The organism is Microbacterium hydrothermale (genome assembly GCF_004854025.1).
Taxonomy (GTDB): domain Bacteria; phylum Actinomycetota; class Actinomycetes; order Actinomycetales; family Microbacteriaceae; genus Microbacterium; species Microbacterium hydrothermale.
The window spans coordinates 160156-180574 of sequence record NZ_STGM01000003.1; the positions used below are offsets into that span (position 1 = coordinate 160156).

Sequence of the window (20419 nt, forward strand, 5' to 3'; positions counted from 1 at the left end):
GGTCCCCCCACGCGTCAGCGCAGGTCGTAGACGCGCTTGTACTTGCCCTCGCTGCGGGGCAGGACGCCCGGCTCCTCCACGCGCACGTCGACGCTCGTCCCGATGAGCACCTTGATGCGCTGCCGGAGCACCACGCCCGCGGCCTCGCACACCTCGCGCTCCAGGGCCGGGTGCCGCTCGATGCGCACGGTCATGGCATCCATCCGCCCCTCCCTACGCAGTTCGAGGACGAAGTGCGGGGTGAGGGTCTCGATGCCCATCACGATCTCCTCGATCTGCGTCGGGAAGAGGTTCACGCCGCGCAGGATGATCATGTCGTCGTTGCGGCCGGTGATCTTCTCGATGCGGCGCATCGCGGGGAACGCCGTGCCGGGGCGCAGTCGGGTGAGGTCGCGGGTGCGATAGCGGATGACCGGGAAGGCCTCCTTCGTGAGCGAGGTGAACACCAGCTCGCCGAGCTCCCCGTCCGCGACCGGTGCCCCCGTGTCGCCGTCGATCGTCTCGGGGAGGAAGTGGTCCTCCCACACGTGCGGTCCGTCCTTCGTGAGGGCGCTCTCGGATGCCACACCCGGGCCCATCACCTCGCTCAGGCCGTAGATGTCGACGGCCACGAGGTCGAGGCGGCGCTCGATCTCGCGCCGCATCTCGTTGGTCCAGGGCTCCGCCCCGAGCACGGCCACCTTGAGCGAGGTGGAGCGCGGATCGACGCCGGCCGCCTCCAGCGCGTCGGCGATCGTCAGCAGGTAACTGGGCGTGCAGAGGATGGCATCCGGTTCGAAGTCCTGAATGAGCTGCGCCTGACGCGCAGTCTGCCCGCCCGACATCGGGATCACGGTCGCGCCGAGGCGCTCGATGCCCGCGTGCGCACCGAGGCCGCCGGTGAATAGTCCGTAGCCGTAGGCGTTGTGCACGCGATCCCCGGGGCGGATGCCGGCGGCGCTCAGCGAGCGGGCGACGAGGTCGGCCCACCGGTCGAGGTCTCCGGCCGTGTACCCGACGACGGTGGGACGCCCGGTGGTGCCCGACGAGGCGTGGATGCGGCGGACGTCGGCCATCGGCACCGCGAACATGCCGAAGGGGTAGGTCTCGCGCAGATCGGCCTTGGTCGTGAAGGGCAGCAGGCGGATGTCGTCGAGCGTGAGGATGTGGTCGGGGTGCACGCCCGCCTCCTCGAACTTCCGGCGGTACAGCGCGACGTTGTCGTACGCGTGGCGCACTGTCCACTGCAGGCGCTCGAGCTGCAGGGCGCGCAGGCGGTCGAGCGGGATGCCGGTGGGATCGACGGATGCCAGGAAGTCCGGGCGCGATGCGGTGGTCAGGGTCATCGGGACACCTCCGTGGTGGGGAGCGCGGCGCTGCGCTGGTGGTCGGGGTCGCACGGGGGTCGGCGGTCTGCGCTTCGCGCAGTCTCAGTGATCTGCGCATCCTCAGCCGCCGGCACGGCGAGTCGCGCTGAGGTTGCGCGAATCGTGGAGGTTGCGCGAACCGCAGAGGTTGCGTCGTCGCAACCCGCGGCCCGCACATCCTCAGTCATCTGCGCATCCTCAGCCGCCGGCACGGCGGGTTGCGCTGAGGTTGCGCGAATCGCGGAGGTTGCGCGAGCCGGGTTTGCGGGAGTCTCCGAGGTGCCCGGCGGGCGCCGATCCGTCGTGATGCTGCGGCCGCGCACCTCGGCGACGAGGTCGCCCGTCTCGTCGGTCACGCGGATGTCGTACAGGCCGGTCCGGCCGCTGCGCGCGCGGCGCACGGCCGTCGCTGTGAGGGTCTGGCCGGCCGTCGTGGACTTCAGGAACGTGATGTCGGCGCCGCCGGCGACCGTCACCCGCTCGTCCTCGTTGCACGCGATCGCGAACGCCGTGTCGGCGAGGGTGAAGACGAGCCCGCCGTGCGTGATCGCGAAGCCGTTCAGCATGTCGTCGCGCACGGTCATCGACACGCGGGACTCCCCCGGCGCGTCGTGCTCGACGACCATGCCGAGCATCGCCGACGCCCGGTCGTTGCGCATCATCGGCCGCAGGCTCATGCGGGCACCGCCACAGGAGCCGGTGCCCACGTCTTGGCCACGAGCGTGAGCACGTCGTACTGCGCGACGATCTCGTCATCCTGGTTGCGGATCACGGCATCCCACCGCACCTCGCCGTACTCGTCCGTCTCGCGCGGGGTGATCTGCTTGGCCGTCAGCGCGACGCGGATGCGGTCGCCGGGTGAGACGGGGGTGACGAACCGCAGATTCTCGAGCCCCGAGTTCGCCAGCACGGGACCCGGCGCGGGGTCGACGAAGAGCCCCGCCGCCCATGACACGAGCAGGTACCCGTGCGCGACACGCCCCGGGAAGAACGGGTTCGCCGCGGCCGACTCCTCGTCCATGTGCGCGTAGAACGTGTCGCCGGTGAATCTCGCGAACACCTCGATGTCGTCGAGGGTGACCTCGCGCTCCGCGGACTCCACGGCATCCCCGATCCGCAGCTCCGAGAGCGGTTTGCGGAACGGGTGCGCGCCGGCGGAGTCGGTCTCGGCTCCCGGATGCCACACCCCGGTCAGCGCGGTGAGCATGCGCGGCGAGCCCTGGATCGCCGTGCGCTGCATGTAATGCAGGACGGACCGGATGCCACCGAGCTCCTCGCCGCCGCCGGCGCGGCCGGGTCCGCCGTGCACGAGGTGCGGCACGGGGGCGCCGTGTCCGGTGGAGGTGCGCGCGTCGTCGCGGTCGAGGAAGAGCACGCGGCCGTTCATCGCGCCCATGCGGGTGAGGAGTTCGGTCGCGACGTCGGGGTCGTGGGTGGCGACGCTGGTGACGAGGGAGCCGCCGCCGCGACCCACGATGGCCGCCGCCTCCGCGACGTCGGCGTACTCGACGATGCTGGCGACGGGTCCGAACGCCTCGATGTCGTTGACGGCCGGGGTCGTGGCATCCGCGAAGGCCAGGAGCATCGGCTGCAGGAACGCGCCCTCCGCGGGTGCACCCTCGGGCGCCTCGTCCGAGCCGACCACGAAGCGCCCACCGGCGTCGGTGAGCGCGCGTACCTGCCGCAGCACCTCGTCGCGCTGCTCGCGCGAGACGACTGGACCCATCGTCACGCCCGCGGTGCGCGGGTCGCCGATGACCACGCGCTCGCTGATCTTGTCGCGCAGGGCCTGGGCCACGGCATCCGTCGTTCCCGCCGGCACGATCGCCCGGCGGATCGCGGTGCACTTCTGTCCCGCCTTCGTGGTCATCTCGACGAGCAACTGCTTGACGTACGCGTCGAACTCGGGGGTGCCGGGCAGCGCGTCGGGGCCGAGGATCGAGGCGTTGATCGAGTCGGTCTCGCTCGTGAACCGCACGCCCGGCTTCGCCTGCGCGCGCAGGCGCTCGGCGGTCGCGGCGCTGCCGGTGAAACCGACCGTGTCGCCGAGGTCGAGCAGGTCGAACAGGCCCGGGACGCTGCCGCTCACCAGCTGCAGGGAGCCCTCGGGGAGCAGTCCGGTCTCGACGACCATGCGCACCCACGCCTCGGCGATGTACGCCGTCGGGGTCGCGGGCTTCACGATCGTGGGGAGTCCGGCGAGGAAGGCGGGGGCGAACTTCTCGAGCGCTCCCCACATCGGGAAGTTGAAGGCGTTGATCTGCACCGCGACGCCGGGCAGGCGTGTGTAGACGTGCCGACCGAGGAAGGATCCGTCCTTCGACAGCGGCTCGATCGGTCCGTCGAGCACGACCTTTCCGGCGGGGAGCTCGCGCCGCGCCTTCGATGAGAAGGTGAAGAGCACGCCGATGCCGCCGTCGACGTCGCTGAGCGAGTCGCGCCGGGTCGAACCGGAGCGCTCCGATAGGGCGTAGAGCTCTTCGCGGCGCTCGTTCAGGGCGATCGCGAGGTTCTTCAGCACCATCGCGCGCTGGGGGAAGGTGAGGGCGCCGATGCTCTTCTGACCCTCGCGACGCGCGAAGGCGACGGCTCCGGCGAGGTCGAGCCCCTTCGTGCTGACCCGCACGATCTCCTCCCCCGTCGAGGCGTCGCGAACGATCGCGGCATCCGGGTCATCTTCCGGCGCCCACCAGGCCCCGTTCACGTAGCTGGGGAGAAACGTCATCACTCGCTCCATTCGTAGAATCCGCGGCCGGTCTTGCGACCCAGGTGCCCCTCGGCGACGAGCTCTCGCAGCAGCGCGGGCGGGGTGAAGCGCGCGCCGAACGCGCGCTCGAGTTCTTCGGCGATGCCCAGGCGCACGTCGAGTCCGACGATGTCGGTCGTGCGGAGGGGACCCATCGGATGCCGGTACCCCAGCTCCATCGCCGTGTCGATGTCGTGCGCGGAGGCGACGCCCTCCTCGAGCATGCGGATCGCCTCGAGACCGAGGGCCACACCGAGTCGGCTGGAGGCGAAGCCCGGGGCATCGCGAACGACGACGGCGGTCTTGCCGATGGCCTCGACCCAGGCCGTCGCCGCGCCCACGACCTCCGGCGTCGTCGCCGCCCCGGTCACCACCTCGACCAGCGCCGATGCCGGGACGGGGTTGAAGAAGTGCAGGCCGAGGAACCTCTCCGGCCGGGTGAGCGACCCCGCGAGCGCGTCGATCGAGATGGAGGAGGTGTTGGATGCCACCACCGCGGCGCCGTCAACGGCCCCCTCGATCCGCGCGAGGGCGTCGAGCTTCAGCGCGCGATCCTCGGGGACGGCCTCGATGACGAGGCCCGCGTCGGCGAACGCGGCCGTGTCGGTGCCGACGATGAGGGTGTCGGCATCCGGGATCTCGACGCCCTTCTGCGAGGAGCGCGACAGAGCGGTCTCGACGCGGTCGCGCGCGGCGTCGGCCGCTGCGGCGTCGCGTTCGACGACGTGCACGCGGGCCCCGGCGAGCAGGAACGCGTGCGCGATGCCGGCGCCCATGCGGCCTCCGCCGAGCACGCCGACTCGGGCGGGAACGGCGGTGGGGATGCCGGCATCCCCGGTGCGGACGTCCGCGCTCACGCGGGTGTCGGGAAGCGTCACTTCTTCTTCCTCTCGAGGAACGCGGTCATACGGGCGCGCTTGTCGGCGCTGTCGAACAGCTCGGCCTGGAGCTCGCCGTCGATCGCGGGGTGCTCCGCGCGCGGGGCGAGCAGGGCGCGCTTGGTGAGGATCGTCGCGCGGGCGGAGTTCGCCGCGACGCGGTCGACGATCGCGTGCGCGGCGTCGAGCAGCGCCTCGGGCTCGTGCACGCTCGACAGCAGTCCCCACGCGAGAGCCTCGTCGGCGTCGATCACGCGAGCGGTAAGCAGTAGCTCGCTCGCGCGGGCGTGACTGACGATCTCGGGCAGTCGCCACGACGCTCCGGCCGCGGCGATGATGCCGAGCCCCGGCTCGGGGTTGCCGAAGCGCACGCGCGGAGTGCCGATACGGATGTCGGCGGCGTACGCGAGTTCGGCGCCCCCGCCGAGCGCGAAGCCGTCGACGGCCGCGATCACGGGCATCGGCAGGTGACGGATGCGATCGAAGACCGTGGCGTTGATGCCGCGGCGGGCGTCGTCGCCGGTGCGCTCGCGCAGTTGGGCGATGTCGGCCCCGGCGGCGAAGATCCCGTCGGCGCCGGTGAGGATGAGCGCGCGCGGGTTCTCCTCGAGCTGGGCGCAGAGGGCGTGCAGCTCGTCGACCATCCGCTGGTCGATCGCGTTGCGGCGCTCGGGACGGTCGAGGGTCGCCACGACGCGGTCGGCGGTGGCGTCGATGCGGAGGCGGGGGGCGTCGGGCTCCGCCGCGGGCGCGTCCTGCGGGAGCCCCGGCGCCGGCGCCGGCGTACGCCCATCCTCCAGCTCCGCAGTCGCGTGCCGCGGCGACGCCGCCGCGCGCACATCTTCCGCGATTCGCGCATCCTCAGCCCGACCCGCGGGAGAGGCGACTGAGGTTGCGCGGATCACGGAGGTTGCGCCGGAACCACCCGCGCCCGGCCGCGACCGACCCGCCTCCGCGTCACGCATCGACCCGCTCCACGATCATCGCCGTGCCCTGGCCGACGCCGACGCACATCGTCGCGAGGCCGTATCGTGCGTTCTCGCGCTTGAGGCGGCCGAGCAGGGTCACGAGCAACCGCGACCCGCTCGAGCCCAGCGGGTGTCCGAGCGCGATCGCGCCGCCGTCGGCGTTGACGATCTCGGGGTCGAGACCCAGCCGGCGCATGCACGCGAGCGACTGCGAGGCGAAGGCCTCGTTCAGCTCGACCGCGCCGAGGTCGGATGCCGACAGCCCCGCCTTCGCGAGAGCCCTCTCGGTAGCGGGCACGGGGCCGAGGCCCATGATCTCGGGGGCGAGGGCCGCGGAGGCGTGCGAGACGATGCGCGCTCGCGCCCTCAGTCCGTAGCGCTCGACCGCGTCGGCGCTGGCGACGACGATCGCGGAGGCACCGTCGTTCAGTGAGCTGGAGTTCCCGGCCGTCACGACCTCGCCTCCCTTCACGACCGGTCGGAGCCCGGCGAGCGCGTCGAGCGAGGTGTCGCGCCGCGGCCCCTCGTCGGTGTCGACCAGGCCTCGGGCGGTCTCGACGGCGACGATCTCGTCGCGGAACCTCCCGGCATCCTGCGCCTGGATCGCCCTCTCGTGGCTGCGCAGCGCGAAGGCGTCGGCGTCGGCCCGCGAGACGGCGTCGACGCGCGCGACCTCTTCGGCGGTCTCGGGCATGGTGAACGTGGCCTTGTCGCGCGCGGCGAGACGCGGATTGGTGAAGCGCCAGCCGATCGAGGTGTCGAATGCCGCCCCCGGCTTCGCCCACGCGCGCTCGGGCTTGGCCTGCACCCAGGGCGCTCGAGTCATGGACTCCACGCCCCCGGCCACGACGATGTCGGCGTCGCCCGCGCGCACCGCCTGCGCGGCGAGCGCGATGGCGCTCATACCCGAGGCGCACAGGCGGTTCACGGTGAGACCGGGGATCGCGTCGGGAAGCCCGGCCAGCAGCACGGCCATGCGGGCGACGTTGCGGTTGTCCTCCCCCGCCTGGTTCGCGGCCCCGAGGATCACCTCGTCGATCGCCTCGGCGGGAACGCCCGCGCGGGCCACGGCTTCGCTGACCACGAGGGCCGCCAGGTCGTCGGGGCGGACGGATGCCAGAGCCCCGCCGTACCGCCCGACCGGGGTGCGTGCACCGCCGATGAGAAACGCCTGCGTCATCGCCATCCTCTCCCCCGCCGGCTCTGGCGGGGTCGCGTCCACCTCGACTGCGAGGTTTTCCGACCGATCGTTCAGTAATCATGCCACGCGGCGGGCGCGGGGGCAACGGGCGGGGCGCGAGATCACACGATCGGCGCGAGCCGCCACGTTCGGTGCGGCCCGGCGCCTGTGATCTCGCGCCGAACGTGTGATCTCGCACGACTGCGGAGCGTACGGCGGCGGGGGCGGGCGCGGCGGCGGGGGGACGCGCTGCGGCGGGGCGTACATCGGCGGCGGGGCGGAGACGGATCGCCTCGCGAATCGGTGCCCCCGACAGGATTCGAACCTGCGACGCCCGCGTTAGGAGTGCGGCGCTCTATCCCCTGAGCTACGGAGGCGGGATCGTCCCAGCCTACTGCGCGGCGTCGGCGCGAGTCGCCGCTGACGGCGTCGCGGCGCCGGGTTGCGCACGGAGTCCGGCCGCAATGCCCTCGTCCCATCGCCCGGGCTCGGCGAGCGTGGCCTCACGCACCTCGACGCCGTCCGGACCGACACTCGCGGCGCAGACGAGCAGCGACTCGAGCACGTGTCCTTCGTGCTCGTCGCGGCGCAGGATCGAGGCCGAGGGATCGACCGTCGCCCGCTCGACGACGTCGAGCCACGGCATCCACCACTCGGGTCCCGCGGCGATCCCCGCCGCTCGCAACGGCTCGAGCCATCGGGCGATCCGCGGGGTTCCGGGGTCGTCGGCGGCGTGGTGCGCGATCATGTGGGTGCCCGGAGCGAGGCGCGTGCGGCGGGCGGAGAGACCGTCCCACTCCACGAGGTGGGCGCCGTCGGCATCCACCTCGACGAGGTTGAAGCCGCGCGTCGCCGGATGATCCGGGATGCCGCGCCCCACCGCCTCGAGGGGGATGCTGCCGCGGCTGACCACCTCGTCGTCGCCGCGGTCGGAGAGGTCTTCGCGGTTGAGCAGCACGGCGAGCCGGCCGGCCCGGGGATCGACCGCGAGCCAGGCACCGCCCGCGCGATCGTCGCGGACGCCGACCACGCCCTCGTGCGCGGGCCACCAGGGGCCGAGGCCCCGCCAGGGGCGGTCGCGGTCCTCGTCTCGCACGGCGAGCAGTCGGACGGGCTCACCGTCGTTGCGGGGGACGTCGATCACGACCGTGCACATTCCTCCCACGGTACCCGCGCGGCGGGCGCCGGGAGCCGTGCAGCGGGCCCGGCGTCTCGCAGCGACGGCTCGCGGCGTGCCGCGGGCGGCTCGCGGCGTGCGGCGGGCGGCTCGCGGCGTGCGGCGTGCGGCGTGCGGCGTGCAAGTGTCTCGCAGCGACGGCTCGCGCCGTGCGGCGGGCGGCTCGCGCCGTGCGCTCGCGGCGGCTCCTCGCGCTCGGAGCCGGGGCAGCCACCGGCCGAGAACAGGACATCGCTCCGGAACAGGACGCCGCCACCCCGCATCATCCTGTTCTCGGCGGATCCCCTGCGCTCGCGCGGGCGCCTGACGCGCTCGCCCGCCGCAGCCATGTGCCAGGAGTGGGACATCACGACGGCCCGCCCGCGGCATCCTGTTCCCGCGCGGCGCGAACACGCCCGTCGACGACCCGGGCGACCTGGAAGACTGGAGCGATGTTCGTCGTCGTGGGAGTGACCGGGGGCATCGCCGCCTACAAAACCGTCGGCCTCGTGCGCGCGCTGGTGAAGGCCGGGCACGACGTGCACGTGATCCCGACCGACGACGCGCTGCGCTTCGTGGGGCTGCCGACGTGGGAGGCGCTCAGTCGCAATCCCGTGACCACGTCGGTGCACGACGACGTCGCGAAGGTGCGCCATGTCGCTCTCGGGCAATCGGCCGATCTCGTCATCGTGGCCCCGGCCACGGCGAACACCCTCGCCTCGATGGCGGCGGGACTCGCGTCCGATCTGCTCGGCACCACGCTCCTCGCCACGACCGCGCCCGTCGTGGTGGCTCCGGCGATGCACACGGAGATGTGGCGGCACCCGGCGACCGCGCACAACATGGAGGTGCTGCGCGGGCGGGGCGTCCACGTCGTGGGCCCGGCCGACGGCGCCCTCACCGGCGGCGACTCCGGCCCCGGACGCATGTCGGAGCCCGAGGAGATCGTCGCGGCCGCCCTCGCCCTCGTCGAGGGCCCGCGCGACCTCGACGGCGTCTCGCTCGTGGTCAGCGCGGGAGGCACGCGCGAGCCGATCGATCCGGTGCGTTTCCTCGGCAATCGCTCGAGCGGTCGCCAGGGCATCGCGATCGCCCGCGCGGCAGCCGATCGCGGCGCGCGCGTGACCCTCGTCGCCGCGCACCTCGACGCCGATGTCCGCCCCGACCCGCGCATCGAGGTCGTCTCGGTGGCGACGGCAGATGAGCTCGGGCGGGCGATGGATGCCGCGGCCCCCGACGCCGATGTGATCGTCATGGCCGCGGCGGTCGCCGACTACTCCGTGGCCGCGGTGTCGGAGCAGAAGGTGCGCAAGCAGGACTCCCCCGGCGGGCTGACCCTCGAGCTCGTCGAGAACCGCGACATCGTCGCCGGCCTGGTCGGCGCGCGGCGGGAGGGGCAGACGATCGTCGCCTTCGCCGCCGAGACGGTGGCGGATGACGCTGAGCTGCTCGAACGCGCGCGCGCCAAGGCCGCGCGCAAGGGCGTCGACCTGCTCGCCGCCAACGCCGTCGGGTGGACCCGCGGCTTCGAGACGGCCGACAACAGTCTCACGATCGTCGATCGCGGCGGTCGGATCGTCGCCACGGCATCCGGATCGAAGGACGAGACCGCCCACGCGCTCCTGGATGCGATCGTGGCGGTCCGCGCCGCGCCGCAGAGCTGACGGGCCCCGCACGGCGACGACCGGTGCGGGGCCCGCGGCCCGGGGTCAGTCCTGTTGCAGTCGGTCGACCGCGGCGAGGATCTCGTCGGCCTCGGTGCGCGTCGTGTAGTCGACGTGCACGTCGGCGAAACGGATGGTGCCGTCCGCATCGATCACGTAGACCGAGGGGAACGGGATGCGGGCGGTGTCGTCGGCGTTGCTGTCGGCCACGTCGAATCCGAGCTCGGTGTGGGCCTGGCGGGCGGCGCTGCTCGGCTCGGTGACGATGCCGAAGCCGGCGGCCAACGCGTTCGCCGGGTCGGAGAGCACTGTGAACTCGAGGGAGCCGTTCGTCACGGTCTGCGTCGAGCCCTCGGGGGTCTGCGGGGAGACGGCGATCAGCGCGACGTCGCGGTCACGGAGGGCGGGCAGCAGTTCCTGCTGGTAGGTGCGCAGCGTGATGTTGCAGTAGGGGCACCAGGCCCCGCGATAGAAGACGACCACCGCGGCGGCGCCGGCACGCGCCGCGGCGAAGGTCGTCGGCGTCGCGTCGGCGGTGAGGAGCTCGGCGTCGGGCGCGTGGTCGCCGACACCGAGCGCACGGGAGGGAACTCCCGCGTCGCGCAGATCGGACTGCTCCCCCGCGAACACCGAGGCGAGGCGATCGCCGATCTGGGCTTCGAACCCGCCGTTGAACTCGTCGACCTGCTGGGCGATGGACGGTGTGGACATGCGTGGCCTCCCCGGCTCTCTCGGCGTCAGGCGCCGGTCCGAGGAGCGTATGTCGCCCACAGAGGGCGGGGTCCGTCGTCGTCACGCGACGATGCACGGCGTCACGAAACGTCACACTCGCGCGCGGTGCCCGACGCGAGACCCGGATGTCGTCACGCGAAACGCCTCACGCGCGCGCGACGCCCCGGTGTCGTCACGCGAAACGCCTCACCCGCGCGCGACACCCCGGTGTAGTCACGCGAAACGTCACTCTCGCGCGCGATGCCCGGCGCGACACCCGCGTGTCGCACGCGGCGTCAGCGTGCGACTCCCAGGTGTCGCACGCGGGGTCAGTAGCCGTAGTACTGCAATTGTTCGATCAGCGGGATGATCTGCCACAGCAGGTAGATCCCCCAGCCGATGATCGCGATGAGCGAGACGACGTTGACGGCGATGGCCACCCACATCGGGGCGAGACCGCCGCGCGTGCGCTTGCGCAGGATGATGGCGCGACCGATCACGTAGACCAGCCCGCTGCTGATGATCACGACGAAGAAGCTCCACGCCCAGTGGAACGGCCGCTCGACCCCCCGCGCGCGCAGCTGGCGCCAGTCGAGGAAGGCGAACAGCACGGTGACGGCGTAGTAGACGACGCTCACCAGCGTGGTCACGGCCGACACGATCGTCTCGGTGGCCGTGGATCCGCCGCCGTAGACCTGCGCGTAGATGGACTCCTGGATGAAGGTGGACCAGTCGAACAGGAACAGCGCGAGCACGCCGACCAGCGGCAGGACGGCCAGCAGCCAGACCCAGACCGTGTTGGTCGCGATGTCGGTGCGCGGGGCGGGGGCGGCCGACGCGTTCGCACCGGGATAGGCCAGCGCACCGGGGTAGGCCTGTGCGCCCGGGTAGGCGGGCGCACCCGGGTGGGCCGGCGGAGTGGAGGATGCCGCGGCGCCGGGGTACGCGGGCGCGGACGGGTACGCCGACGGGGCGGGCGCCGACACGGGCGCCACCGGCGGGACGACGGGCGGGACGCTCGCTGCGGGTGCGGCGGGCGCGGGCTCGGGCGCGGCGGACGCGGGCTCGGCGGGCGCGGACGCGGGCTCGGCGGGCGCGGGCTCGGGCGCGGTGGACGCGGGCTCGGCGGGTGCGACGAAAGACTCGGACCCGGCGACGGGCCCGGCGGATACGGGCTCGGGCGCGGCGGCGGGCTCGGCGGGTGCGGGCTCGGACGCGACGGCGCGCGCGGGCTCATGCCCCGCGACGGGCTCGGCGGACGCGGGCTCGGACGCAGCTGCGGGCTCGCCCCCCGCGACAGGCTCCGGCGTCGCACCGGGCTCGGATGCCGTGACGACCCCCGGCTCGTCCGGAACGGTCGACGCCGCCTCCCGTCCGGACTCCGCTGCACCGGCGCTGTCCGATCCCGCGACCGGAGACTCCGGTTCGGCCACCGCGGCGGCGCTCGACGACTCCCCCTCGGCGGGCGAGGACGCGGCCCGCGGCGATCCGTCGACCGCGCGCACCTCGTCGGTCCAGCTCGCGCCGTCCCAGCGGCGCAGACCGCCGCCGCCTGCGGGGTCGGGGTACCAGCCGTCGGGCGGTGTGGGCGTGTCGGTCATGTCGTGTCCCCTACTGTCTGGTGCGGAACCGGGCGAGATTGCCCCGAGTCTAGTGAGGCCGTCTCTCGTCATCGGAAGTCCCGCGACGCGTGCGAGACCCCGACACGCAGGTCGGTGAACCCGTCGGCGACGACGTTGGTCACGCCCTCGACCGAGCGTTCGAGCATGCCGCGCACGATGAGGGCGGGAGATTCGCGGGCGACGCGGCGGTATCTGTTCCACACCCCCACCGAGCAGATGATGTTCATGAGGCCGTGCTCGTCTTCGAGGTTGAGGAAGGTGATTCCGGATGCCGTGGCCGGCCGCTGCCGATGGGTGACCAGTCCCGCGACCTCGATGCGTCGACCGGTCTCGAACGTCCGCAGTTCGCGCGAGGTGATCACCCCTCGGGCGTCGAGCGCGGAGCGGAAATGCGTCAACGGATGGTCGTCGGCCGAAAGCCCCGTCGCCCACAGGTCGGCGGCGAGCACCTCGTAGCTGGAGGCATCGGTGAACAGCGGGGGCTGCACCGACACCATCGAGTCGGGGAGGAACTCCGGACGGTCCATCGCCGCTGAACCGGCGAGCCAGATCGCCTCGCGTCGCGTGTGCCCGAGGCACTCGAACGCCCCCGCCGTGGCGAGCGCCTCGATCTGCGCGGTGACGAGTTCCGTACGCCGCACGAGATCACGCAGGTCGCGGTAGGCGCCCCCGCTCTCGCGCTCCGCGACGATGCGTTCGGCGACCTTCACCCCGATCCCGGTCACCCCCGCGAGCCCCAACCGCACGGCGAAGCCCCCGTCACGACGGTGGGCGAGGGTCTCGTCGGGCGCGGTGGGATCGAACTCCCCGGTCGGGGGCTGGTCCCGGTGCGTACAGGTGTCGCGTCCGGTCGCGGCCCCGACGCCGCGGGGCGGAGTGGCCTGTCGGCCCGCCCCGCCGACCGGCACGCCCCGCGGGGGCCCTTCGGCGCCGCCGTCCGATGCTCCCGCCGGGGTCTCGGCATCCGCCCCCCTCGCCGGAACCGCGGTGTCGTCGAGCGGTTCGAGCGATGCCTGGACCTCCGAACGCAGCAGGTCGGGGCGGCGCACCACGACGCCGTGCCGGCGGGCGTCGGCGGTGAGGGTCGCGGGCGAGTAGAACCCCATGGGCTGCGCCCGCAGGAGTCCCGCCAGGAAGGCCGCCGGATAGTGCAGCTTGATCCACGAACTCGCGTAGACCAGGAGCGCGAACGACAGCGAGTGCGACTCCGCGAACCCGAAGTTGGCGAACGCCTGGATCTTGGCGTACAACTCGTCGGCGACCCGACCGACCAGGCCGTTCTCGGCCATGCCCGCGTACAGCGTCTCGCGAAGGGAGTCGATGCGCTCGAGCCCGCGCTTCGACCCCATCGCCCGTCGCAGAAGGTCGGCGTCTTCGGCGGAGCAGTTGCCCACGGCCACCGCCATCTGCATGAGCTGCTCCTGGAACACCGGGACGCCCATCGTGCGCGACAGCACCGGCTCGAGCTTGGGGTGAACGTAGGTGATCTCCTCCTGGCCGAGCTTGCGTCGCACGAAGGGGTGCACCGCCCCGCCCTGGATGGGCCCGGGTCGGATGAGGGCGATCTGCACGACGAGGTCGTAGAACTTCCGCGGCTGCAGGCGCGGCAGCAGTCCCATCTGCGCGCGCGACTCCACCTGGAAGACCCCGATCGAGTCCGCGCGGCAGAGCATGTCGTACACGGCCTTCTCTTCTTTCGGCAGGGTCGACAGCTCCCACACCTCGCCCGTGGCATCCCGGATCAGGTCGAAGCAGTACTGCAGCGCCGCGAGCATCCCGAGCCCCAGCAGGTCGAACTTCACCAGCCCCATCCACGCGGCGTCGTCTTTGTCCCACTGGATGACGGTGCGGTTCTCCATGCGCGCGTGCTCGATGGGCACCACCTCGCCCACCGGTCGATCGGTGAGCACCATGCCACCGGAGTGGATGCCGAGATGCCGGGGCGCCTTCAACAGCTCGGAGGCGAACTCGATCACCTGGTCGGGGATGTCGTGATCCGACCCGGTCTCGAGCGTCGCTCCCCACCGCTCGACCTGTTTCGACCAGGCGTCCTGCTGCCCCGGCGAGTGCCCCAGGGCACGGGCCATGTCGCGCACGGCGTTCTTCGGGCGGTACTGGATGACGTTCGCCACCTGGGCCGCGCGCTCGCGCCCGTACTCCTTGTACACCCACTGGATGATCTCTTCACGCCGGTCGGAGTCGAAGTCGACGTCGATGTCGGGTTCTTCGTCGCGCAGGCTCGACAGGAACCGCTCGAACGGCAGCTTGTAGAAGATGGAGTCGACCGCGGTGATGTCGAGCAGGTAGCAGACGGCACTGTTGGCGGCCGATCCGCGCCCCTGACACAGGATGCCGCGGCGGCGGGCCTCGGCGACGATGCCGTAGACGATCAGGAAGTATCCGGGGAAGTCCTTCATCTCGATCACCTCGAGTTCGCGCTCGATGCGGCGGCGGTCGTCGTCGGAGAGATTCGGGTACTTCCTCGGCACGGCCTCCCAGACCAGGTGCCGCAGCCACGACATGGGCGTGTGCCCCTCGGGCACCTTCTGCTTCGGCAGGGCCGGCTTGGCCCGGCGCAGGGGGAACGCGATCTCGTCGGCGAGCGCCACCGTGCGCGCCACCGCCCCCGGATACCGGGCGAAGCGCGCGGCCATCTCCACTCCCGAGCGCAGGTGCGCCCCGGCGTGGGCGGGGAGCCACCCGTCGAGCTCGTCGAGGCCGCGATTCGCGCGCACCGCGGCGACGGCGGCGGCCAGTACCTGCTTCTGCGGGGCGGCGTAGTGCACGTTGTTCGTGGCGAGGGTGGGGAGCCCCCGCTCGGCGGCGAGCGCGGCGAGCACGTCGTTGCGGCGCGAGTCGAGCGGGTCGCCCTGGTCCATCAGCTCGACGTGCACGGCCTCGGGTCCGAACAGCTCGACGAGGGTGTCGAGTTCGCGCGCCGCCCCCGCCGGCCCCTCGAACGCCAGGGCCTGCCGGACCGCGCCCTTGCGGCATCCGGTGAGCACCGCCCACTGGGGATCGCGTGGTCCTCCGGCGCGTTCGGCGAGATCTTCCAGGTCGTAGACCGGGCGTCCTTTCTCGGCGCCGCTGAGCTGCGCGTGGGTGATCGCGGCGGCGAGGCGGTGGTAGCCCTCTTCGCGTCGCGCGAGCACGAGCAGGTGCGAGCCGGTCGGATCGGCCTCGCCGTTCTGCGGGCCGGGGAGTCCCAACGACAGCTCGGCCCCGAACACCGTCTTCACCGTGCGGGCCTCGGCCGCTTCGGCGAAGCGCACGATGCCGTAGAACCCGTCGTGATCGGTGAGCGCGAGGGCGTGCAGACCGAGGCGTTCGGCCTCTTCGACGAGCTCTTCGGGCGAGGAGGCTCCGTCGAGGAACGAGTACGACGAGTGCGCGTGCAGTTCGGCGTACGGCACGGTGTCGGTCGGACGCTCGATCGTCGGCGGCACGTAGGCGCCGCGCTTGTGCGACCACGCCGGGCTGTCACCGCCGTCGCCGTTCGGCGGAGCGCCGGTCGGACGTCGGGCGTCGCTGAGCAGACGTTCGAGCTCGGACCACTTCACCGGCGGATTGGTCCAGCCCATCAGTGCACCTCCGCGTCGGACGCCGACGGCGCGGAGGCCCGCCTGCGGGTAGAGGACGAGCGGACAGAGGACGATCGGACAGAGGACGAGCGGCCGTCAGTCATAGCGCCCCTCCGCTCGCCATTCGCCCTCTTCGACGACGAGCAGCCAGGCGCCCCCATCGGCGTCGACGACCTGGAACCGGTGCGCCCGGCGTGCACGCAGGGGATCCCAGCCGCGCTCGCTGATCGGCCAGGGGCCCGCCCACTCCTGGATGCGTCGGCGGTGCCCGGCCGTTTCGAGCACCGCCGGCGGAGCGCTCAGCACGTCGCGCTCGCCCACGGTGACGGGTGCTCCCGCGATGTCGGTGACCCCCACCAGCCGGGGCTCGGGGTAGACGGTGGCCGGGAGGGGGTCGGGGAGGCTCCCCGGCCAGGGGCGCATGCGTTCTTTCGCGGTGACGGCCCGGTCGCCCCACGGCACCAGCACCTGCCGTTCGGCGAGCCATCGCCCTCCGCCGATGACCGGCGTCACCACCGCGCGGTGGCCGAGCATCGCCTGCACGCGCGAGAGCGCGTGGTGCACGCGCTCGTCGGGCCCCGCCCCGAACAGCCCCCGGGCGTGGTGCGCGGCGGCGTCGACGGCCTCGGGCTCGATGTGCACCCCCGCGACCCCGCTGCCGAAGATCCCCTGGGCGTCTTCGGCGAGCTGCCAGCGCACGCGGTCGACCACCCCGGCGGCGTCGAACGAACCGGGGTGCAACCACACGCGTTCGCTGCGTTCCCCCCGTTCGCCGGTCAGCACGACGCGCAGTTCGGTGCAGACGAGATCGTGCGCGCCGAGGCGCGCGATGAACTCCTCGGCCGCCACGCGCATGCCGAAGGCGATCTGGTCGGCCAGTTCGAGGGGAGGCTCGAAGGCGACGTCGCGGTGGAGCTCGGGCGGGGGCGTGCGCGGCTGCACCGGTTGCGAGTCGAGTCCCCCGGCCAGGGCGTGCAGGCGCACCCCCCTCTCGCCGAACCGCTCCCGCATCCTTTCGACCGGCAGCCCGGCCAGATCGCCGAGGGTGTGCACCCCTAGGCGCGAGAGGAGGCTGCCGAACTCGTCGTCGTCGAGGGTCGCGATCGACAGCGGCGCGAGGAAAGCCCCCGCCTCTCCGGGCGGCACGACGCGCACGGGCTCGTCGGCGCCGGCCGCGCGTGCCGCCTGCTCGGCGGTGAAGACGCCGTCGGCCACGCTCGCGCGCACACCGCCGTACCCGTCGTCGTCGAGCAGGCGGATCAGCGTGCGCGCCGCCTCGAGCTCGCCCCCGTAGTAGCGGGCCGGACCCCGCGCCCGCAGGGCGCACAGTCCCGGACGCACCACCTGCACGCCGGGGGCGTGCTCCTCGATGCGGGCGACGACGGGGGCGAAGGCGCGAGCGTCGCGCACGGGGTCGGCGGCCACCACCTGCAGTCCCGGGCACAGTGCCTGCGCATCACGTCGCTTCTGGCCGCGTCGCACGCCCTGCGCGCGCGCCGCCCAGGAGCACGCGACGACGAGGTTGTTCGCGAACACCGCGACGGCGGCATCCGGCCGGGGTGGGGACACCGCCTCGCGCACGAACGCCGTGATCGGCCAGTCGGGGAACCACAGCACGAGGCTGCGCGTCGGCGCAGCCATCAGCCCACCGCCCGCACGGGGAAGGTCTCGCGCTCGCGCGGGACGAGGCGCTCGGCGGGGGCGCCCAGCAGTTCGATCGAACCGTCGGCCGCGGGGAGCATCATGCGGGCGCGACGGGGGTGGGGCGAGCGGCGACTGCTGACCGACACCGTGAGCTCGCGACCGGCGAGATACCCGTGCCCCTGCCCGAGTCCCGCCCATCGCGGATCGGCCACGTCGATCACGGCCTCGGCCTGCGGCCAGGCGCCCTGCACCAGCAGCACCGACCCGCGGTCGCGCAGGCGCGCGGCCAGTCGGGTGGTCTCGGCCCCTCCCCGCGCGGCCGCGGATACGGCCGGCGGGCGCACGGCCACCACCGGCAGCACCTCGGTGATCGTCGCGGTCACCGCGAGCCAGCGCGGACCCGGGTCGGGGATGAAGACGAGCCGGTCGAGGTCGAGGCCGTACTTCTCGGCGGCCTCGGCCCCCAGCTCGGGCATGCCGATGACCCCGCACCAGGCGCCGTCTTGAGAGGGGCGCGCCATCAGCGCCAGCAGCAGGGACGCCGACCGGGCGAGGGCGTACGCCGAGCCCGAGCGCAACCCTCCCCCGGGCAGAAGCGAGGAGAATGCCGGATGCGTCGGGAGCACGGGGGCGTCCATGCGCCGCCCCTGCATGCGCTCGAGGCGATCGCGCAGCGCGGTGATGTCGGGTACGGCCTGCACCTGGTCTCTCACGATCGCCCTCACTCCCACAGGTTAGAACATGTGTTCTACTCTCTCAATCCCTGTGGGTCGAAGATACGATCGACCTCCGACATCGCTCCGATCGCCTCCCGCCATCCCGGAGGGCGTACCCTCCCGCGTCGAGGACGTGCGCGTCAAGGATCGACGGCGGACCCCGTCTTCAGAGAAGATGAAAAGAGACGGAAGGTTCCCCCCATTGGTCGTCGAAACAACGATCCGTCGCGATGATCTGCGACGGCAGGCCCGGCGTCGTGACGTCTCGCGCGTACGACGCCTGGCCTTGGTGCGCGTGATCGTCATCCTGTCGGCGGCGACGGGGATCAACTACATCACCTGGCGCTGGCTGGCGTCGGTGAACTGGGAGTCCTGGTGGATCGCGGTCCCGCTCGTCCTCGCCGAGACGTACAGCCTCATCGATTCCCTCCTCTTCGGCCTCGGCGCGTGGCGGCTGCGCGAGCGTCACGACGCTCCCCCGCTGCGCCACGACGTGACGGTCGACGTGCTCGTGACGACCTACAACGAGCCCCTCGACCTCGTCATGGAGACCGCCCGTGCCGCCAAGGCGATCCGCTATCCGCACGAGACCTGGATCCTCGACGACGGCGACCGCGCCGAGCTGCGCGTCCTCGCCGAAGCCGAGGGCATCGGCGTCATCACCCGTTCGGAGGCGTGGCGCGACCGCCCGCGCCACGCCAAGGCCGGCAACCTCAACAACGCTCTGATGGTCACCGAGGGCGAGTTCTTCCTCATCCTCGACGCCGACCAGATCCCCTCCCCCGACATCCTCGACCGCACGCTCGGCTGGTTCGAAGACGACCGCGTCGCCCTCGTGCAGACGCCGCAGTGGTTCACCAACGTGCCGGCCAGCGATCCGCTCGGCAGCCAGGCCCCGCTGTTCTACGGCCCGATCCAGCAGTCCAAGGACGGGTGGAACGCCGCCTTCTTCTGCGGCTCCAACGCGATTCTGCGCCGCGAGGCGCTCATGCAGCTCGGCGTCTCGCGCTACGTCGGCGAGGTCACGCTCGCCGTCAACCGCGGCATCCGCTCCTCGCGTCGCGTTCTCGCCCGCGCGCGGCGCGAGCACGCCTCCGACGCCCGCATCGTGGCATCCCTCGATCGCGTCTCGGTCGCGCTCGACGACCTCAAGGCGGGGATCGCGCGCGGCGACGCCCTCGCCGACCTCACCTACGCCTTCCAGCGGCAGATCATGGCGGTGCGCCGCGAGCTCGCCGACCAGGACATCGCCGAGGTGCGCGCCGAACTCGCCGAACTGGCCGAGGTCACGGGCGACCCGGCCGCCCTCGCCGCTCTCGACGACCTCGCCCTCGAGGCCCTCGGCGAGCGCAGCCTGTCGCCGCTGGCCGCGGTGGAGTCGGTCAGCATGCTCGTGGAGTCCTTCGACGTCGGGCGCGAAGAGGAGGCGCAGGCGATCATGCCCCTCGCCACGATCTCGGTCACCGAGGACATGGCCACCTCGATGCGCCTGCACGGCCTCGGCTGGAAGTCGGTGTACCACGACGAGGTGCTCGCGAAGGGCCTCGCCCCCGAGGACCTGCCCACGATGCTCACCCAGCGCCTGCGGTGGGCGCAGGGGACGATGCAGGTGATGTTCCGCGAGAACCCGCTCGTGCAGAGGGGGATGAGCTGGGGCCAGCGCCTGATGTACTTCGGCACGATGTGGAGCTACCTCTCCGGTTTCGCGGCCCTCGTGTACGTCGCCGCCCCCGTGCTGTACCTGTCGTTCGGGGTCATGCCCGTGCAGGCGTGGAGCGTGGACTTCTTCGCCCGCTTCATCCCGTTCTTCGTCATCAACCAGCTGCTCTTCCTCGTCGTGGCGAACGGACGACCGACCTGGCGGGGCGCGCAGTACTCGCTCGCCCTGTTCCCGGTGTGGATCCGCTCCGTCACGAGCGCCTTCGACAACGTCTACCGCGGCCGTTCGCTCGGCTTCTCGGTGACTCCGAAGACCCGCTCGCTCGAGAACCGCCCCCGGTGGGACCTGGTCAAGCCGCAGCTGTGGGTGATGGGCGCGCTCGTCGCCTCGCTCGGCGTCGTCACGATCCGCTACGCCGTCGGCCAGGCCGAGGGCATCGCGCCGCTCGTCAACATCGCCTGGGTCCTCTACGACCTCGCCGTCTTCAGCATCATCATCCGTGCGGTGCTGTACTCCGCCTCCGACCACCTACCGAAGGGTTACTGAC

14 protein-coding genes and 1 tRNA gene are annotated in these 20419 nt (G+C 72.4%); 2 read left to right on the top strand and 13 right to left on the bottom strand.

Going from position 1 to position 20419, the window contains the following annotated elements:
* Positions 1-14 precede the first annotated feature (14 nt).
* From FB047_RS07605 to FB047_RS07640, 8 genes are all read right to left on the bottom strand, one after another.
* Positions 15-1325, bottom strand: coding sequence for an AMP-binding protein (locus tag FB047_RS07605; RefSeq protein ID WP_136586595.1), 1311 nt, complete (start codon positions 1323-1325; stop codon positions 15-17).
* Positions 1322-2023: a hydroxyphenylacetyl-CoA thioesterase PaaI gene (gene paaI / locus FB047_RS17405; RefSeq protein ID WP_136586596.1), complete on the bottom strand. Its 702-nt coding sequence runs from the start codon at positions 2021-2023 to the stop codon at positions 1322-1324. The genes FB047_RS07605 and paaI overlap by 4 nt, the downstream gene beginning before the upstream one ends.
* Positions 2020-4071 carry a phenylacetic acid degradation bifunctional protein PaaZ gene (gene paaZ, locus FB047_RS07615; protein ID WP_136586597.1) on the bottom strand — a complete coding sequence of 684 codons (2052 nt, stop codon included), beginning with the start codon at positions 4069-4071 and terminating at the stop codon, positions 2020-2022. Before paaZ ends, paaI begins: the two co-directional genes overlap by 4 nt.
* Entirely contained in the window at positions 4071-4868 is a 798-nt protein-coding gene (locus FB047_RS07620) for a 3-hydroxyacyl-CoA dehydrogenase family protein (RefSeq protein WP_420812651.1), read from the bottom strand. Before FB047_RS07620 ends, paaZ begins: the two co-directional genes overlap by 1 nt.
* A gap of 98 nt (positions 4869-4966) precedes the next feature.
* Positions 4967-5662: an enoyl-CoA hydratase/isomerase family protein gene (locus FB047_RS07625; RefSeq protein ID WP_338095121.1), complete on the bottom strand. Its 696-nt coding sequence runs from the start codon at positions 5660-5662 to the stop codon at positions 4967-4969.
* 265 nt (positions 5663-5927) lie between these two features.
* Positions 5928-7118, bottom strand: coding sequence for a thiolase family protein (locus FB047_RS07630; RefSeq protein ID WP_136586599.1), 1191 nt, complete (start codon positions 7116-7118; stop codon positions 5928-5930).
* Between the two features lie 304 nt (positions 7119-7422).
* Positions 7423-7495, bottom strand: a tRNA-Arg gene (locus FB047_RS07635).
* 14 nt (positions 7496-7509) lie between these two features.
* Complete coding sequence (locus FB047_RS07640; protein WP_136586600.1) at positions 7510-8274, bottom strand: NRDE family protein; 765 nt, start codon at positions 8272-8274, stop codon at positions 7510-7512.
* A gap of 452 nt (positions 8275-8726) precedes the next feature.
* Between FB047_RS07640 and coaBC the strand changes: the two genes are divergently transcribed.
* Entirely contained in the window at positions 8727-9938 is a 1212-nt protein-coding gene (gene coaBC, locus FB047_RS07645) for a bifunctional phosphopantothenoylcysteine decarboxylase/phosphopantothenate--cysteine ligase CoaBC (RefSeq protein ID WP_136586601.1), read from the top strand.
* A gap of 45 nt (positions 9939-9983) precedes the next feature.
* On the opposite strand, the gene FB047_RS07650 is transcribed toward coaBC, so the two are convergent.
* From FB047_RS07650 to FB047_RS07670, 5 genes are all read right to left on the bottom strand, one after another.
* Positions 9984-10649, bottom strand: coding sequence for a peroxiredoxin-like family protein (locus FB047_RS07650; RefSeq protein ID WP_136586602.1), 666 nt, complete (start codon positions 10647-10649; stop codon positions 9984-9986).
* 329 nt (positions 10650-10978) lie between these two features.
* Entirely contained in the window at positions 10979-12250 is a 1272-nt protein-coding gene (locus tag FB047_RS07655; RefSeq protein ID WP_167494177.1) for a DUF2510 domain-containing protein, read from the bottom strand.
* Between the two features lie 68 nt (positions 12251-12318).
* Entirely contained in the window at positions 12319-15852 is a 3534-nt protein-coding gene (locus FB047_RS07660; RefSeq protein ID WP_136586604.1) for an error-prone DNA polymerase, read from the bottom strand.
* A gap of 96 nt (positions 15853-15948) precedes the next feature.
* On the bottom strand, positions 15949-17493 hold the full coding sequence (locus tag FB047_RS07665) for a DNA polymerase Y family protein (protein ID WP_136586605.1): 1545 nt from the start codon (positions 17491-17493) through the stop codon (positions 15949-15951).
* Entirely contained in the window at positions 17493-18221 is a 729-nt protein-coding gene (locus FB047_RS07670) for a hypothetical protein (protein ID WP_240752669.1), read from the bottom strand. Before FB047_RS07670 ends, FB047_RS07665 begins: the two co-directional genes overlap by 1 nt.
* Positions 18222-18501: 280 nt before the next feature.
* Here FB047_RS07670 and FB047_RS07675 point away from each other — a divergent pair, with 280 nt between their 5' ends.
* Positions 18502-20418, top strand: coding sequence for a glycosyltransferase family 2 protein (locus FB047_RS07675; RefSeq protein ID WP_240752691.1), 1917 nt, complete (start codon positions 18502-18504; stop codon positions 20416-20418).
* Position 20419: the final 1 nt, after the last annotated feature.

Coding starts and splice junctions, on each gene's coding strand:
- FB047_RS07605 (WP_136586595.1), bottom strand. CDS start 1,325: ATGACCCTGACCACCGCATCGCGCCCGGACTTCCTGGCATCCGTCGAT.
- paaI (WP_136586596.1), bottom strand. CDS start 2,023: ATGAGCCTGCGGCCGATGATGCGCAACGACCGGGCGTCGGCGATGCTC.
- paaZ (WP_136586597.1), bottom strand. CDS start 4,071: ATGACGTTTCTCCCCAGCTACGTGAACGGGGCCTGGTGGGCGCCGGAA.
- FB047_RS07620 (WP_420812651.1), bottom strand. CDS start 4,868: ATGGGCGCCGGCATCGCGCACGCGTTCCTGCTCGCCGGGGCCCGCGTG.
- FB047_RS07630 (WP_136586599.1), bottom strand. CDS start 7,118: ATGACGCAGGCGTTTCTCATCGGCGGTGCACGCACCCCGGTCGGGCGG.
- FB047_RS07640 (WP_136586600.1), bottom strand. CDS start 8,274: ATGTGCACGGTCGTGATCGACGTCCCCCGCAACGACGGTGAGCCCGTC.
- coaBC (WP_136586601.1), top strand. CDS start 8,727: ATGTTCGTCGTCGTGGGAGTGACCGGGGGCATCGCCGCCTACAAAACC.
- FB047_RS07650 (WP_136586602.1), bottom strand. CDS start 10,649: ATGTCCACACCGTCCATCGCCCAGCAGGTCGACGAGTTCAACGGCGGG.
- FB047_RS07655 (WP_167494177.1), bottom strand. CDS start 12,250: ATGACCGACACGCCCACACCGCCCGACGGCTGGTACCCCGACCCCGCA.
- FB047_RS07660 (WP_136586604.1), bottom strand. CDS start 15,852: ATGGGCTGGACCAATCCGCCGGTGAAGTGGTCCGAGCTCGAACGTCTG.
- FB047_RS07665 (WP_136586605.1), bottom strand. CDS start 17,493: ATGGCTGCGCCGACGCGCAGCCTCGTGCTGTGGTTCCCCGACTGGCCG.